The organism is Variovorax dokdonensis, from assembly GCF_030316895.1.
GTDB lineage: Bacteria > Pseudomonadota > Gammaproteobacteria > Burkholderiales > Burkholderiaceae_C > Variovorax > Variovorax dokdonensis.
In genome coordinates this window covers 1,043,539-1,059,573 of sequence record NZ_JASZYV010000002.1, presented here as the reverse complement: position 1 = coordinate 1,059,573, position 16,035 = coordinate 1,043,539, and the positions used below count along the sequence as shown (strand labels likewise).

Sequence of the window (16,035 nt, the reverse complement as noted above, 5' to 3'; positions counted from 1 at the left end):
ACCGCAATGGCCCTGCTCCTGATCGTCGTCCTCCCATTTGTCGCAAGCCTGTTCGCGGCTCTCATGCCGCACGACGCACGCAACCGGGAATCGACGTTGGCGGGCCTCGTGGCGCTGGGGCTCACGGTGCAGATGGCGCTGCTGTTCCCGCAGGTCTCGGGCGGCCAAATCATCGACATGCGCGTCGAGTGGATCCCGGTGCTGGGACTCGAATTCCACCTGCGCCTGGACGGCTTCGCATGGATGTTCGCGATGCTGGTGCTCGGCATCGGCTCGCTGGTGGTGCTGTATGCGCGCTACTACATGTCACCGTCCGATCCGGTGCCCCGCTTCTTCAGCTTCTTCCTGGCATTCATGGGAGCAATGCTCGGAGTGGTGCTTTCGGGCAACCTGATCCAGATGGTGGTGTTCTGGGAACTCACCAGCCTGTTCTCGTTCCTGCTGATCGGCTACTGGCACCACCGCCGCGACGCACGGCGCGGCGCACGCATGGCGCTCACCGTGACGGGCGCCGGTGGACTGTGCCTCTTGGGCGGCGTGCTGCTGCTCGGGCGGATCACGGGCAGCTACGAGCTCGAAGCAGTGCTGGCCGCCGGCGAGAAGATCCGCGCCAGCACGCTGTACCTGCCTGCGCTGGGGCTCGTGCTGCTGGGCGCCTTCACCAAGAGCGCCCAGTTCCCCTTCCATTTCTGGCTTCCGCGCGCCATGGCTGCGCCGACGCCCGTGTCGGCCTACCTGCACTCGGCCACGATGGTCAAGCTGGGCGTGTTTCTACTGGCGCGGCTGTGGCCATCGCTTTCCGGTACCGAGGCGTGGTTCAGGGCAGTCAGCGGCGCGGGCGTCTGCACGATGCTGCTGGGCGGCTATGCCGCCATGTACCAGCGCGACCTGAAGGGCCTCCTGGCCTATTCGACGATTTCGCACCTGGGCCTGATCGTGCTGCTGCTGGGCCTGAACAGCCCGCTGGCCGCCGTGGCGGCCGTGTTCCACGTGATGAACCATGCGACCTTCAAGGCCTCGCTGTTCATGGCCGCCGGCATCATCGACCACGAGACCGGAACGCGGGACATCAACAAGCTCAGCGGCCTGATCGGCCCGATGCCCATCACGGCCACGCTGGCCATCATCGCCAGCGCGGCCATGGCGGGCGTGCCGCTTCTCAATGGCTTCATCTCCAAGGAGATGTTCTTCGCCGAGACCACCTTCATCCAGGCCTCGCGCTGGGTCGAACTGGGCCTGCCGCTGGCCGCCACGGTGGCGGGCATGTTCAGCGTGGCCTATTCGCTGCGCCTTGTGGTCGACGTGTTCTTCGGTCCGCCCTGCAATGACCAGGTGCCCCGTCCGCCGCACGAGCCGCCGCACTGGATGCGCGTGCCGTCCGAGATCCTGGTGGTGCTGTGCCTGGTGGTCGGCATCGTCCCGGCTTGGTCGGTCGGTCCGTTGCTGGCCGCCGCCGCTGCGCCCGTCGTTGGTGGAACGCTGCCCGAATACGAACTGGCCCTGTGGCATGGCTTCAACATGGCGCTCCTGATGAGCGTGCTCGCGCTGGTGGGCGGCACCCTCATCTACCTGGTGCAGCGCGCACTGCGGGCCCGCGGCCACCTGGACACCGCACCGCTGCTGCGGCACTTCGACGGGCAACGGATCTTCGAGAACGCCCTGGCGCGCCTGAGCGAAGCCGGCAGGCGCAGCCGGCGCATTTTGGGCACGCGCCGCCTGCAGCCCCAGCTGACGGTCATGGCCGCGCTGGCGGTGCTCGGGCCGTTGGCCGTCCTTTGGTACATGCCGCCTTTTGGCGAGAAGGCCGCGCTGCTGCCCTTCTCGCCGATGTTCGCCATGCTCTGGGTCATCGGCGGCACCTGCGCCGTGATGGCCGCGGTCCAGGCCAAGTTCCACCGCCTCGCCGCCATCATGCTCGCCTCCGGCGCCGGCCTCATCTGCTGCGTGACCTTCATCTGGTTCTCGGCGCCGGACCTCGCGCTCACCCAACTCATCGCGGAAGTCGTCACCACTGTGCTGCTGCTGCTGGGCCTGCGCTGGCTGCCGCTGCGGCGCGAGACGGCACCGCCGGCCGGCACGCCCTGGCGTCGCTTTGGCCGGCGCACGCGCGACCTCGTCATCGCGGTCTCGGCTGGCACCGGCCTGGCGGCCTTGTCGTGGACGATGATGACGCGCCCCTTTCCGCAAAGCATCTCCGGCTTCTTCCTGGACAACGCACTCACGCAAGGGGGCGGCACCAACGTGGTCAACGTGATGCTGGTGGACTTCCGCGGCTTCGACACCTTCGGCGAAATCTGCGTGCTGGGGATCGTCGCGCTGACGGTCTACGCCTTGCTGCGACGCTTCCGTCCCGCCGTCGAATCGATGGCCCTGCCACCCCAGCAACTCGCCGCGCCGGACGACGGCGCCACCGATCTGCTCAACCCGCGACTGGCCCACGACACCGCCGTCGGCTACCTGATGGTGCCGGCCGTGCTGGTGCGCCTGCTGCTTCCCTTGTCGGTGCTGGTGTCGGTGTACTTCTTCATGCGCGGCCACAACCAGCCCGGCGGCGGTTTCGTCGCGGGGCTGGTGATGTCGGTCGCGCTGCTTCTGCAGTACATCGTCTCCGGCGCCGAGTGGGTCGAGGAGCACCTGCGCATCTTCCCGCGCCGCTGGATCGCCACGGGCCTGCTGCTTGCCCTGGCCACCGGCGGCGGCGCCGTGGTGCTGGGCTTCCCCTTCATGACCACGCACACCGCGCACTTCTCTCTTCCTGTACTGGGCGACATCCATGTTCCCAGCGCGCTGTTCTTCGACATCGGCGTCTTCTCGCTGGTGCTCGGGGCCACGATGCTGATCCTCACCGCACTGGCCCACCAATCCATCCGCAGCCACCGGTGGGCCGAAGAGCAGGCCGAGCGCGCCGAGCGCGAAGCGGCCGAAGGAGCGAGCGCCTGATGGAAGCCGTGCTTGCCATTGCCATCGGCGTGCTGTGCGGCTCCGGCGTCTACCTGCTGCTGCGCCCGCGCACCTTCCAGGTCATCATGGGCCTGACGCTGCTTTCCTACGCGGTCAACATGTTCATCTTCAGCATGGGCCGGCTGAAGGTCGACAGCGAGCCCATCCTCAACCCGGCGATCAGCGCCACGCTGGCCAACACGGCCGATCCGATGCCGCAGGCACTCGTGCTCACCGCCATCGTGATCGGCTTTGCGATGACCGCGCTTTTCCTGGTGGTGCTGCTCGCCTCGCGCGGCCTGCACGGCACCGATCACGTCGATGCTGAAGAGCGTCCCGCCGGCGAGGACGACGAGCGATGATGGATCAGCTCTTTCGCCTCCTCGACCGGCTGCTCGAGGCCACCATGCCCCACCTGGTGGCGGCGCCGATCCTGCTGCCCCTGCTCACGGCTGCGCTGATGCTCATGCTTGGCGAGCAGCGCCGGCAGCTCAAGGCCATCCTGAGCGTGGTTTCCGGCCTGGCCGGGCTTCTGGTGGCGCTGGCGCTGCTGCGCTGGGTGAATGCGCCCGACACGGGCACCGGTCCGGGATCGGTGGGTGTGTACCTGCCGGGCAACTGGCCGGCGCCTTTCGGCATCGTGCTGGTGGCAGACCGCCTTTCGAGCATGATGGTCGCGCTTACGGGCGTGGTGGCCTTCGCCGTATCGCTGTATTCCACGTCGCGCTGGGACCGCGCCGGCGTGCATTTCCATCCTCTGCTGCAGTTGCAGTTGATGGGCCTCAATGGCGCTTTCCTCACCGGCGACCTGTTCAACCTCTTCGTGTTCTTCGAAGTGATGCTCGCCGCCTCGTACGGCCTGCTGCTCCACGGCTCGGGCAAGCACCGGGTTCGTGCCGGTCTGCACTACATCGCGATCAACCTGGCGGCATCGGCGCTGTTCCTTGTGGGCGCGGCACTGATGTACGGCGTGACCGGCACGCTCAACATGGCCGACCTGAGCGCGCGCATCGCCGAACTGCCGCCAGGCGACCTGGGTCTGGCGCGGGCCGCCGGCGCCATCCTGGCCGTCGCCTTCTTCGCCAAGGCCGGCGCCTGGCCGCTCAACTTCTGGCTGGTGCCCGCCTACACCGCTGCCGTGTCGCCGGTGGGTGCCGTCTTCACGCTGCTCACCAAACTGGGCGTCTACACATTGCTGCGCGTGTGGTCGCTGTTCTATGCCTTCGACGGCTTCGGCGAAAACGTGCTGACGGGCATCGGGCTGTCGACCTTGTTCCTGGCGGCCTGGGGGCTCATCGGCACGCAGCGGCTGTCGAACATCGCGGGCTTTTCGGTGCTCATTTCCGCCGGCACGCTGATCGCGGCGATCGGGCTGGGCCTGCCCGGGATCTGGGCCGGCGCCCTTTACTACATGCTCAGCTCCACGCTGGCGGCTGCCGCTTTCTTCCTGCTGATCGACATGATCGAGCGCTGGCGCAACGCGGGCGCCAGCATCGCCGCCTACGAGTCGGGCGACGCCGCACCCTTCCTGGCCGAAGACCTGCGCCCCATGACCGAAGTCAACCTCGACGACGACGCGCAGGCGCTGTACGGGCGTGCCATTCCGGCCGGCGTGGCCTTCCTCGGCCTGGCCTTCACCGCCAGCGCGGTGCTGCTGGCGGGCCTGCCGCCGCTGTCGGGCTTCCTGGGCAAGTTCGCCATGCTTTCGGCCGTCATGGCGGCGCCGTGGGTCTATCCCTCGGGCTGGATCTTCGTCGCCCTCATGCTCGTCGCGGGCTTTTTCATGCTGGTGGCGTTCAGCCGTGCCGGCATTCGCCATTTCTGGACCCTGCCCGAGGGCACGCAGCCGACGTTGCGCGCTCTCGAAGTTGGGCCGGTGGTGCTCCTGCTGGGCGTCTGCCTGGCCTTGACCGTGGGCGCCGGACGCGTGATGGAACACGCCCGCGCCACCGCCAAGGACCTGCGCTCGCCGGAGGTGTACCGCGATGCCGTGATGTCCGCCGAGCAGAAGCCCGCCCCGGCCAAAGCAACGGAGGACAAGCCATGAAGCGATGGTTCCCCGCGCCTGCGCTCTCGTTCGTCCTGTTCGTGGTGTGGATCCTGCTCAACCAGTCGGTGGCTGCGGGCACGCTGCTGCTGGGCCTGATCCTGGCCGTCGTGGTGCCGGTGCTCACGCGCAGCCTGCGGCCGGCCAATGCGGTGGTGCGCCGTCCGCTCGTCATGCTGCGCCTGGGCGCCCATGTGATCTACGACCTGCTCATCTCCGCCCGCGATGTGGCGCGCCTGCTGCTCACCCATCGCACCGAAGACATCGCCTCGCATTTCGTGACCGTGCCGCTCGACATGCGCGATCCCAGCGGCTTGGCCGTGCTGGCCATGATCTTCTGCCTGACGCCGGGCACCGCGTGGGCCGAACTGTCTCGTGACCGCAGCCAGCTGCGGGTGCACATGTTCGACCTGCGCGACGACCAGGCCTTCATCAACATGGTCAAGTCGCGCTACGAGCGTCCTCTGATGGAGATTTTCGGATCATGACTCCCGTCCTCTTCTGGGCCCTCAAGGTGGGCATCTTCCTGCTGTCGGTGGCGATGCTTTGCGCATTCGCACGCCTGCTCATGGGCCCCTCGGCGCAAGACCGGATCATGGCGCTGGACTGCCTCTACATCAACGGCATGCTGATGATGCTGGTGCTGGGGATCAACTACACCAGCGCGGTGTACTTCGAGGCCGCGATGCTCATCGCGCTCTTCGGCTTCGTCAGCTCTACCGCCCTGGCCAAGTTCCTGCTGCGCGGCGAGGTGATCGAATGACGGAAGACATGATCTTCGGGCCCCTGCCCTACTGGGCGGAGATCCTCACGGGCGTGCTGGTGGTGATCGGCGCGGCCTTCGCTGCCATCGGCTCGTTCGGCCTGGTGCGCCTGCCGAGCTTCTACCGCCGCATCCACGCGCCCACGCTGGGCGCGACGGTGGGCGTGTGGGCCATGATGCTGGCCACCATCACGTACTTCTCGGTGCAGGGCAACAGCCTGTTCCTGCATGCGGTGCTCATCGCATTCTTCGTGGCGGTGACGGCGCCGGTCACGACCATCTTCCTGATGCGCGCGGCGCTGTTCCGCGCGCGCGGCGGCCCCGGGCCGGACGCACACGTTACCCGCCCGGCAAAGCGCCCACCGCGCTGAGCAATGAACCTCAGCCTGCGCCAGCTGCGCGCCTTTACGGCCGTGGCCGACAGCGGCAGCTTCACCGGGGCAGCGCGCCAGTTGCACCTGACGCAGGCGGCCGTGAGCGTGCTGGTGCGCGAACTCGAATCGGAACTCGGCGTGCGCCTGTTCGATCGCAGCACCCGCAAGGTGGCGCTGTCGGATGCCGGTCGGGAATTCCATCCCCAGGCGCAGCGCGTGTTGCGCGAACTCGAAAACGCCGTGGCCAGCATCGGCGAGCTGCGCGACAAGAAGCGCGGACTCTTGCGCGTGGCCGCACCGCAGCTCATGGCCTGCACGCTGATGCCGCGCGTCATCGCCGCCTATGGCCTGCGCTTTCCGGACGTACGTGTGCATTTGGTCGACACCCTGCCCGAGCAGATGCATGGCCTGGTGCATGCGTGCGATGTGGAACTCGCCATCGGTCCGGATCAGCCCGAAGCCGCCGAGCCATCTGCCGCCGAACCGCTGGCCCGCCGCCCACTGCTGCGCGACCGCCACGACCTCATCTGTCCGCCCGACCATCCACTGGCAAGGCGCCGGCAGGTGCGCTGGAGCGACTTGGCCCAGGTCCCGTTCATCGCGCCCACGCTCGACTTCATGCGCCGGCTGCAGCCTGAACTGATCGGCGCAGGGCTTGCGCCCATCGTGCCCGTCCGGCAGGTGTCGTACATGACGACCGCGCTGGGGCTGGTGGCCGCTGGCCTGGGCGTATCGGCGGTGCCGACTTACGCGCAGGCGCTGGTGCAGGGGCATGGACTGGTAATGCGTCCGCTCGTCGCGCCGGTGTTCTTCCGCGAGGTGTGCGTCTTCACGAGCCGCGCCCGGTCGCTCTCTCCGGCGGCACAGAGCTTCGTGGACTTCATGGCCGAATTCGTCGAGCCGGCAACGGCGGACTGAGCCCCGCGCCCTGCTCCCGGTTCAATCGGCCCGCAGGCTCTTGGCGCGTGCCACTTCGGTCTCAGGCGGCAGCTGCACGGCGTTCTTCACCGCGAGGATCTCGGCCATCACGCTGACCGCAATCTCCGGCGGCGTCTTGCTGCCGATGTAGATGCCGATCGGGCCGCGCAGGCGCGCCAGCGACGCCTCGGTCTGATCGAAGTGCTCGATCATGCGATCCCTGCGTGCCTGCGCATTGCGCCGCGAGCCGATGGCCCCCACGTAGAAGGCGTCGGTCTCCAGCGCCTCCAGCAACGCCAGGTCGTCCAGCTTGGGGTCGTGGGTGAGCGCGACCACGCAGCTGCGCCGATCGGGCTTGAAGGTCTTGACCGCGTCGTCCGGCATCTCGGTGCTGACGCTCACGCCAGGAATGTCGGATGCCGTACGGTATTCGGCGCGCGGGTCGCACAGCGTGACGGCAAAGCCCGAAAAGCGCGCCATCGTCGCCAGGTATTCGCTCAACTGGCCGGCGCCGATGAGCAGCATGCGGTACTCGGGGCCGAAGGTGTTCACCAGGTGCTCGCCATTCACTTCGAGCGCGGCGGGTGAAGCGGCGGGCGCGATGGTCACGGCGCCGTCGGCCAGCCGCACCGTGCGCTGCATCAGCTGGCCCTGCTCCAGTTGTGCCACCAGCGCCTGCAGCGATTCGGGATCAGGATCGAATTCGAGCAGCAGTTCGAGCGTGCCGCCGCACGGCAGGCCGAAGCGATGGGCCTCGTCGGCGGTGATGCCGTACTTGACGAAGGCCGGCGCGCCGCCCGGCATGTGTTGATCGCCACCGTGCGCCTGCGTGTAGCGGGCAACCAGGTCGTCCTCGATGCAGCCGCCCGAGACGGAGCCCACCACCGCGCCTTTTTCGGCCAGCGCCATGATCGAGCCGATGGGCCGAGGCGAAGAGCCCCAGGTCCGCACCACCGTGGCCAACATCGCCCGTTCGCCCGCCTGGCGCCAGTCGCGCAGGGTGCGCAGCACCATCACATCCAGGTTTTCCATCGCTCGCTTTCCGTCGCCTCGATCAGCTCTTGCCGCGCAGGCGCGCCCACAGGCCGGGCTTGGCGCCTTCGTCGGTGGCGGCCTCGCCGCCCTCCGCTGGCGCCACAGCGGCATCGGCCTCTGCATCGGCCGGTGGCGGCGCATGGCGCAGCTGCATCTCGTTGTCGAAGCGCTTGAAGAAGTCATCGGCCATCGACTTCGCGGCGCCGTCGATCAAGCGCTGGCCCAACTGCGCGATCTTGCCGCCCACCTGCGCCGAGACGGTGTAGCCCAATTCGCACCCCGCGTCGTTGGGCGTGAGGGTGACGGCGGAAGAGCCCTTGCCGAAGCCCGCCACGCCGCCCTGCCCTTCGAAGGCGAGCCGGTAGCCCGAAGGCGGCGTCATCTCGCTGATGGTGACCTTGCCGCTGAACTTGGCCGACACCGGCCCCACCTTGACCGCCATGCCGACGTTGTAGGTGTCGTCGCCAGTCGGCTCGAATCGATCGCAACCGGCCAGGCACTTCTTCAGGACCTCCGGGTCGTTGAGCGCGTCCCAGGCCAGCTGCTGGGTGATGGCCAGTTGCCGGGTGCCTTGCATGTCCATGATGTCGGTTCCTTGGTTGTGTGCGGCTGCGGCCGCAGCGTGTTCAACGCCTCGCGCTGCGCATCAGCGCCGCCAGGCTGCGGGCCAGTTGTTCCAGCGCGTTCAGATTGTGGACCGCCAGCATCGCGTCCGCATGGCGATGCAGCATTGCCGCACCACGCGCCAGGGGCGCATAGCCCTCGAAGCGCAGCAGCGGATTGAGCCACAGCACCTGACGCGCATGGCGCTTGAGCCAGCGCAGCTGATCGTCCAGATGCTCCGGATCGCCCGTGTCGAGGCCATCGCTGACCAGCAGCACCAGGGTGCGGCGCCCGATCAGACGCCTGGCATGCAGTTGGCGCAACTGGGCCAGCGAATCGCCCAGGCGCGTGCCACCGGCGAAGTCGTCGATGGCCGCCCCGGCGCGCAAAAGCATCTCGTCGGTGTCGGCCAGGCGGAAGGCTGGCGTCAGGTCGGTCAGATGGGTGCCGAACGCGAACACATCGCGCCGCCCGGCACGATGCGTCGCCGCATGCAGGAAGGCGAGCAGCAGGCGCGCATAGCGCTCCATCGATCCGGAAACATCCACCAGCACCAGCAGGGGCAGCGGCTCCTCGCGCCGCGTCAGGCGCGGCAGGCGAACGATCTCCGCGCCGGTGCGGCCGGCCTCGTGCATCACACCGGGCCAATGCATGCGCGAATGCGGACGGCCGCTGGAAGCACGCAGACGCCTTGCCGGCAATGTCGGCAGCGGCAGTGTCACGTCTCGCGCCAGGCGCTCCACCAGCCGGTATTCGGACGCGCCCAGCGCGTTGAAGTCAGCATGATGAAGGCGCTGGCGTTCGCTTGCGGTCATGGCGGCGTCGAACTGGACTTCCTGCTCGCCCTTGTTTTCAGGCCGGGGCGCCTTGGGTGCGGCCAGCGCTTCGCGCACGCGCGGCCTGCGCTGCACGGGCTGGGCCTTTCCTTCGGCACTGGGCAGCATCTGCGCGAGCATCTTGTGAGCGAGGTCCGGGTCCTGGAACCAGGCATCGAAGAGTTCACGAAACACCATGCGATCCTGCTCGCGACTGACCATCACCGATTCGATGGCCGCCGACAAGTCCAGCTTGCGCTCCACGCCCACGAGCATGGCGGCCTGGGTGGCCAGCGCGATGCGCGTGGCGTCGGTGCGCACGCCGGCTCGGCGCAAGGCGCGGCCGAATGCGGCGATGTTGCCGGCGAGCTTGCCGCGTCGCGCGTCGCCCAGTTGGTGGATGCGCGTGGGCTGCTGGCCCGAAGCATTGCCGGGCGCCGGATTGGCTGGCGTGCCTGGCGTCGTCATGCTCTTTCGCATCGAAAAGGCAGGCCCTGCGCTCAGGACCCGCCGGGCGCTGCTGCGGCAGGCGCGGGCTGCAGCAGTTCCTCGGCCAAGGTGTTCGTCAGCGCGGCCACGTCGTCACGCTGCTTGAACAGGATGCCCGCCGTGTCGACAACGACTTCGGGGTCGAGTTCGAGCGTATCGAGCGCGACCAGCGCACGCGCCCATTCGACACTTTCGGCGATACCGGGCACGCGCTGGAAGGCACTCGGCTGCGGCATCGAACGCAGGCGCCCCACGAAGTCAGCCACCTGGTCCGACAGCCGCTCGCTGGCTTGCGGCACCTGGGCCCGCACGATGGCCAACTCGCGCTCGCGCTCGGGATAGTCGAGCCAGTGGTAGAGGCAGCGCCGCTTGACGGCGTCGTTCAGGTCGCGCGTCCGGTTGCTGGTGAGGATGGTCACCGGCGGCGAAAAAGCCTGGATGGTGCCCAGCTCCGGAATGCTGACCTGGTACTCGCCGAGGTATTCGAGCAGGAAGGCCTCGAAGGGCTCGTCGGCACGGTCGACCTCGTCGATGAGCAGCACGGCGCCGGGCGGCGGCGCCTCCAGCGCTTGCAGCAAAGGGCGGCGGACCAGGTAGCGCGGTTGGTAGACCTCGGATTCGACATCGGTCGCCACGCCTTGCGCCTCTGCTGCGCGCATGTGCAGCAATTGCGCGGCGTAGTTCCACTCGTACAGCGCCTCGCGCTGCTCCAGACCGTCGTAGCACTGCAGGCGCAGCATCTGGCGGCCGAGCGCCTGCGCCAGCGCCTTGGCGAGTTCGGTCTTGCCCACGCCGGGCTCGCCTTCGAGCAGCAAGGGCCGCTGCAGCCGCAATGCCAGGAAGACGGCGGTGGCGAGCCGACGATCGGCAAAGTAGCCCGCGCCCTGCAGCGCCTGCACCACCGCGTCGATCGAGGAGAAGGGCGTCGTGGTGGCTTCAGGCGTTGCAGTCATCGCGAGAGACTATCCCATCGCCTTCGTGACCGCGCGCTGCGTCAGCACCCCGATCAGGTTGGCGCGGTACGCCGCCGAGCCATGCAGGTCGCTGTTGAGGTCGCTGGCGTCGATCTTCACGCCGGCGGCCGCCTGGGGCGTGAAGCTCTTGGACAGCGCGTCCTCCAGACCCTTGTGCCGGAACACGCCGTTGCCCGCGCCGGTGACGGCCACGCGCACGCCGCTGTCGTACTTCGCAACGAACACGCCCACGAGCGGAAAGTGCGAGGCGCGCTGGATGAGCTTTTCGTAAGCCGCCTGCCGGGGCACGGGAAAGCGCACGGCGGTGATGAGTTCGCCGTCTTCCAGCGCCGTGGTGAACAGCCCCTGGAAAAAGTCGTCCGCCGCGATCTCGCGCTTGTTGGTAACCACCGTGGCGCCGGTGGCCAGGACCGCGCTGGGGTAGCAGGCGGCCGGGTCGTTGTTCGCCAGCGATCCGCCGATGGTGCCCATCGCCCGCACCTGACGGTCGCCGATGTGGGCCGCCAGCCAGGCCAGCGCAGGGAATGCCGACTTCACATCGGCACTTCTGGCTACTTGCGCATGGCGGGTCATGGCACCGATGACGAGCTGGTCGCCATCCTTGCGCACGCCCGACAGCTCGGCGATGCCGCCCAGATCGACCAGTTGCTCGGGCGCCGACAGGCGCAGCTTCATCGAAGCCAGCAGGGTCTGCCCGCCTGCCAGAGGCTTGCCGCCGGCACCGGCGAGCTTGACGGCATCGGCCAGCGAGGCGGGGCGTTCAAATGTGAATGCGTACATGGTGTGTCCTTCCGTTCAGCTCAGGCCTTGCCGGCGCCGTGCAGGGCTTCCCACACGCGATTGGGCGTGACGGGCATGTCGATGTCCTTGATGCCCAGCGGTGCCAGCGCGTCGAGCACCGCGTTGATGACCGCGGGCGGCGAGCCGATGGCCCCGGCCTCGCCGCAGCCCTTGGTGCCCAGCGGGTTGTGCGTGCAGGGCGTGCAGACGGTATCGAGCTTGAACTGCGGGAAGTCGCGGGCTCGCGGCATGGCGTAGTCCATAAAGCTGCCGGTGAGCAGCTGGCCGGTCTCGCTGTCGTAGACGCAGTTCTCGAGCAGCGCCTGGCCGATGCCCTGGACGATGCCGCCCTGGACCTGGCCTTCCACGATCATCGGGTTGATGATGGTGCCGAAGTCGTCCACCGCGGTGAACTTGTCCACCTTCACCTCGCCGGTCGATGCGTCGACCTCCACCTCGCAGATGTAGGTGCCACCAGGGAAGGTGAAATTGGTCGGGTCGTAGAAGGCCGTCTCGTTCAGGCCCGGCTCCAGCTTGTCGAGCGGATAGTTGTGCGGCACATAGGCCGTGAGCGCCACCTGTCCGAAGGGGATCTTCTTGTCGGTGCCCTTGACGCTGAACTCGCCGCCGGCGAATTCGATGTCGGCATCGCTGGCTTCCATCAGGTGCGCGGCGATCTTCTTGGCCTTGGTCTCGATCTTGTCCAGCGCCTTCATGATGGCCGCGCCGCCCACCGAGATGGAACGCGAGCCATAGGTGCCCATGCCGAAGGGCACCCGGCCGGTGTCGCCGTGGACCACGTCGACGTTCTCGACCGGGATGCCCAGGCGCGCCGCCACCACCTGCGCGAAGGTGGTCTCGTGGCCCTGGCCGTGGCTGTGCGAGCCGGTGAAGACCGTCACGCTGCCGGTGGGATGCACGCGGATCTCGCCGCATTCGAACAGACCCGCCCGCGCGCCCAGCGCCCCGGCGATGTTCGACGGCGCGATGCCGCAGGCCTCGATGTAGCTCGAATAACCGATGCCGCGCAGCTTGCCCTTCTTTTCGCTTTCGGCCTTGCGTGCTGCAAAGCCGTCGACCTCGGCCAGCGTCTTGGCCTTGTCCATCGCAGCGTGGAAGTCGCCCGTGTCGTACTGCAGCGCCACCGGCGTCTGGTAGGGGAACTGGGTGATGAAGTTGCGCTTGCGGATCTCGTCCTGGCCCAGCTTCATCTCCCAGGCACAGCGAGTGACGAGGCGTTCGAGCAGGTAGGTGGCTTCGGGCCGGCCGGCGCCACGGTAGGCATCGACCGGCGCGGTGTTGGTGAACCAGGCATCCACTTCGACGTAGATCTGCGGGGTCAGGTACTGGCCCGCCAGCAGCGTCGCATACAGGATGGTGGGCACCGCGGTGGAGAAGGTGGACAGGTAGGCGCCCAGGTTGGCGTCGGTGTGCACGCGCAGCGCGAGGAACTTGCCGTCCTTGTCCATCGCCATCTCGGCATGGCTGACGTGGTCGCGGCCGTGGGCGTCGGTCAGGAAGGATTCGGACCGGTCGGCCACCCACTTGATGTTGCGGTTGATCTGCTTGGACGCCCAGGTGAGCGCCACGTCTTCGGCATACAGGAAGATCTTGGAGCCGAAGCCGCCGCCCACATCCGGCGCGATCACGCGGACCTTGTGTTCGGGAAGGCCGAGCACGAAGGCGGTCATCAGCAGCCGCTCGACGTGCGGATTCTGGTTGGCCACGTAGAGCACGTATTCGTCGGTGGCGCGGCTGAAGCTCGCGACGGCCACGCGCGGCTCGATGGCGTTGGGCACCAGGCGGTTGTTGACAAGGTCGAGCTTGGTGACATGGGCCGCGCTGGCAAAAGCGGCGTCCACCGCGGCCTTGTCGCCCAGCACCCACTTGTAGCACTGGTTGTCGGGCGCCGCATCGTGCAGCGTCACGCCGCCCTTCTTGGCGGCTGCATCCGACACCTTGACCAGCGCGGGCAGCGGTTCGTAGTCGACCTGCACGGCTTCGGCGGCATTGCGCGCCTGCTCCTGCGTCTCGGCCACCACCATCGCCACCTGGTCGCCCACATAGCGCACCTTGCCGATGGCCAGGATGGGGTGCGGCGGCTCCTTCATCGGCGTGCCGTCGGGGTTATTGATGAGCCAGCCGCAAGGCAGGCCACCCATCTTGCCGTCGATGTCCTTGCCCGAGAAGACGCTGATCACGCCGGGCATGGCGAGCGCCGCGGTGGCGTCCACCGACTTGATGTTGGCGTGCGCGTGCGGCGAACGCACGAACACCGCATGCGCCTGGCGATCCAGCACCACGTCGGCCGTGTACTGGCCGCTGCCGGTGATGAAGCGATAGTCTTCCTTGCGCTTGTACGCCTCGCCGATGTGCGGGAGGTTCGCGAAATCGGATGCACCCATTTGCTGTCTCCTGATCGTTGTTCTGCGGACCGCTCAGGCCGGGGCGGCCATGTTCTTGCCACCCAGCATCACCGCCTTGACGATGTTCTGGTAGCCGGTGCAGCGGCACAGGTTGCCGTCGAGCAGTTCGCGAACCTCGGCCTCGTTCGCGTTCGGATGGTTCTTGCACAGGTCGATGGCGCTCATGACCATGCCGGGGGTGCAGAAGCCGCACTGGAGGCCGTGGCACTCCTTGAACGCCGCCTGCATGGGATGCAGAGTGCCATCAGGCTGGGCAATGCCTTCGATGGTGGTGATCTCGGCGCCCTGCACCTGCGCCAGCAGCACGTTGCAGGACTTGATCGCCTGCCCGTTCACATGGACCGTGCAGGCGCCGCACTGGGCCGTATCGCAGCCCACATGGGTGCCCGTCAACCGCAGATGCTCGCGGATGGCCTGGACCAGCAAGGTGTTGGGGGGAGCGTCGACCGTGGTCGCCTGGCCGTTGACTTTCAGGGATACCTGCATGTGGCTGTCTCCAAACTTGGTGATGGCTGATGGGCGAAGCGATATTGGACGCGGTGCCCCTACGGGGTGCTAGGCAAAACCCTAGACGGATTGCGGCCCGGCTCGGAAATTCTCAAAATGAAACAGGGCGCTTTGGATGCACCGTTTTGTGGATTGCGCGGACGCTTGCTTCTGGCAGCATCCCCGGGCCCCCATCCGGTGCCAGCCCGCCGCCGGATCGCATTCCCGAAAGCACATGCTCACCTCCGCCATCCAGACCGAGCGCCCCGAACGCGGCGCCCTCATCGCGCAGGCCCGCCGCCAGTGGATCGAAGGCGATGACGGCGCAGGCCGGCTGCCCGCCCCGATCGAGCCCTGGATCACCCGGTCCTGGCAGCGATGCCTCGGCGCTGGCCGACGACCGCACGATTCGGTCGATTTCGACCCGGTGTCGCGTGCCCGGCTGCGCGAAGTGCGCGATCGCAATCACCGACTGGTGGAAGCGGCCCAACCCGTCATGGCGCACCTGTCGCGCACGCTGGCCGACACGCGGTATTTCCCCATCCTCACCGATGCACAAGGGCTGGTGGTCGATGTCGGCACCCTGCCCGATCTGACGCAAAGCGATGAGCGCCGCGCACTCGACCTGGCGCGGGTGGGCGTGGACCTGTCGGAGTCCCGCGTGGGCACCACCGCCATCGGCGCCGCACTGGCCGAGCAGCAGCCGGTGTGGCTGCACCGCGGCGAACACTTCTTCGACGTCACCAGCGTCTACAGCTGCGCCGGCGCTCCATTGTTCGGGCCGCAGGGCGAATGCGTGGGCATGCTCGACCTCACCGGCGTGAACGAGCAGGAGCGCCCGGAGCTGGTCCATCTGGCGGCGATGTCGGCGCGCAGCATCGAGAACGCGCTGGTCCAGCAGCATCGATGCGCCCTCCTGCTGCACCTGGCATGGCCCGGCTACAGCGTCGGCCCCGAAGCCATGGGCCTCGTGGCGCTGGATGCCGAAGGCCACGTGACCGGCACCAACGCCTGCGCGCGCCAGATGCTGCACCGCCCGCTGCTGCGAGAGCCGGGGCCGCTGCATGCGAGCGACCTGTTCGCAGTGCCCTTGAACATGCTCTTCGACGCTGCGCGTCGGGACGACGTCGCGATCGAAGTGCCGCTGTGGTCCGGCCTGCGCGTTCGCGCGCGCGTCCAGCGGGGTGGACGCGCCGTGACTGACGATGGCGAGCAGGCCGCCCGTCCGAGCCTTCGCGAGGTCGAAGGCGAAATGATCCGCCGGGCCGTGGACGATGCCATGGGCAACGTGGCGGAAGCCGCACGCGCCCTGGGCATCAGCCGCGCGACCGTATATCGCAAGCTCTGGCAGGCGCGGCGGCAGCCGCCCGGCTGAAAGGCGCCTG

General features: G+C 67.9%; 15 protein-coding genes. 8 read left to right on the top strand and 7 right to left on the bottom strand.

All coding sequences use genetic code 11. The features are described 5' to 3' along the window. Positions 1 to 6: 6 nt before the first annotated feature. From QTH91_RS13465 to QTH91_RS13435, 7 genes are read left to right on the top strand one after another with little or no spacing between them, the layout of a single operon-like run. Entirely contained in the window at positions 7 to 2,940 is a 2,934-nt protein-coding gene (locus QTH91_RS13465) for a monovalent cation/H+ antiporter subunit A (RefSeq protein ID WP_286660565.1), read from the top strand. Beyond that, entirely contained in the window at positions 2,940 to 3,302 is a 363-nt protein-coding gene (locus QTH91_RS13460) for a Na+/H+ antiporter subunit C (RefSeq protein WP_286660564.1), read from the top strand. The genes QTH91_RS13465 and QTH91_RS13460 overlap by 1 nt, the downstream gene beginning before the upstream one ends. Further along, a complete protein-coding gene (locus tag QTH91_RS13455; protein WP_390367917.1) occupies positions 3,299 to 4,987 on the top strand; it encodes a monovalent cation/H+ antiporter subunit D in 1,689 nt (562 codons plus the stop codon). Before QTH91_RS13460 ends, QTH91_RS13455 begins: the two co-directional genes overlap by 4 nt. Continuing rightward, complete coding sequence (locus QTH91_RS13450) at positions 4,984 to 5,475, top strand: Na+/H+ antiporter subunit E (protein ID WP_286660563.1); 492 nt, start codon at positions 4,984 to 4,986, stop codon at positions 5,473 to 5,475. Before QTH91_RS13455 ends, QTH91_RS13450 begins: the two co-directional genes overlap by 4 nt. Further along, positions 5,472 to 5,750, top strand: coding sequence for a K+/H+ antiporter subunit F (locus tag QTH91_RS13445; protein WP_286660562.1), 279 nt, complete (start codon positions 5,472 to 5,474; stop codon positions 5,748 to 5,750). The genes QTH91_RS13450 and QTH91_RS13445 overlap by 4 nt, the downstream gene beginning before the upstream one ends. After that, positions 5,747 to 6,121, top strand: a complete 375-nt coding sequence (gene mnhG, locus QTH91_RS13440; RefSeq protein WP_286660561.1) for a monovalent cation/H(+) antiporter subunit G — start codon at positions 5,747 to 5,749, stop codon at positions 6,119 to 6,121. Before QTH91_RS13445 ends, mnhG begins: the two co-directional genes overlap by 4 nt. Positions 6,122 to 6,124: 3 nt before the next feature. After that, entirely contained in the window at positions 6,125 to 7,042 is a 918-nt protein-coding gene (locus QTH91_RS13435) for a LysR family transcriptional regulator (RefSeq protein WP_286660560.1), read from the top strand. 21 nt (positions 7,043 to 7,063) lie between these two features. On the opposite strand, the gene QTH91_RS13430 is transcribed toward QTH91_RS13435, so the two are convergent. Genes QTH91_RS13430 through QTH91_RS13400 form a run of 7 tightly spaced genes read right to left on the bottom strand, consistent with a single transcriptional unit; the run spans position 7,064 to position 14,650 of the window. Beyond that, positions 7,064 to 8,074, bottom strand: coding sequence for an XdhC family protein (locus QTH91_RS13430; protein WP_286660559.1), 1,011 nt, complete (start codon positions 8,072 to 8,074; stop codon positions 7,064 to 7,066). Positions 8,075 to 8,096: 22 nt separating this feature from the next. Continuing rightward, positions 8,097 to 8,660, bottom strand: coding sequence for an SRPBCC family protein (locus tag QTH91_RS13425; RefSeq protein WP_286660558.1), 564 nt, complete (start codon positions 8,658 to 8,660; stop codon positions 8,097 to 8,099). 43 nt (positions 8,661 to 8,703) lie between these two features. Continuing rightward, a complete protein-coding gene (locus QTH91_RS13420) occupies positions 8,704 to 9,963 on the bottom strand; it encodes a vWA domain-containing protein (RefSeq protein ID WP_286660557.1) in 1,260 nt (419 codons plus the stop codon). Positions 9,964 to 9,995: 32 nt separating this feature from the next. Continuing rightward, complete coding sequence (locus tag QTH91_RS13415; protein ID WP_286660556.1) at positions 9,996 to 10,937, bottom strand: AAA family ATPase; 942 nt, start codon at positions 10,935 to 10,937, stop codon at positions 9,996 to 9,998. Positions 10,938 to 10,946: 9 nt separating this feature from the next. Further along, complete coding sequence (locus QTH91_RS13410; protein ID WP_286660555.1) at positions 10,947 to 11,738, bottom strand: FAD binding domain-containing protein; 792 nt, start codon at positions 11,736 to 11,738, stop codon at positions 10,947 to 10,949. Positions 11,739 to 11,758: 20 nt separating this feature from the next. Then, positions 11,759 to 14,143: a xanthine dehydrogenase family protein molybdopterin-binding subunit gene (locus tag QTH91_RS13405; RefSeq protein WP_286660554.1), complete on the bottom strand. Its 2,385-nt coding sequence runs from the start codon at positions 14,141 to 14,143 to the stop codon at positions 11,759 to 11,761. Positions 14,144 to 14,176: 33 nt separating this feature from the next. Then, positions 14,177 to 14,650: a (2Fe-2S)-binding protein gene (locus QTH91_RS13400; RefSeq protein ID WP_286660553.1), complete on the bottom strand. Its 474-nt coding sequence runs from the start codon at positions 14,648 to 14,650 to the stop codon at positions 14,177 to 14,179. Between the two features lie 235 nt (positions 14,651 to 14,885). Here QTH91_RS13400 and QTH91_RS13395 point away from each other — a divergent pair, with 235 nt between their 5' ends. Beyond that, positions 14,886 to 16,025, top strand: coding sequence for a helix-turn-helix domain-containing protein (locus QTH91_RS13395; protein WP_286660552.1), 1,140 nt, complete (start codon positions 14,886 to 14,888; stop codon positions 16,023 to 16,025). The last annotated feature ends 10 nt before the right edge of the window (positions 16,026 to 16,035 follow it).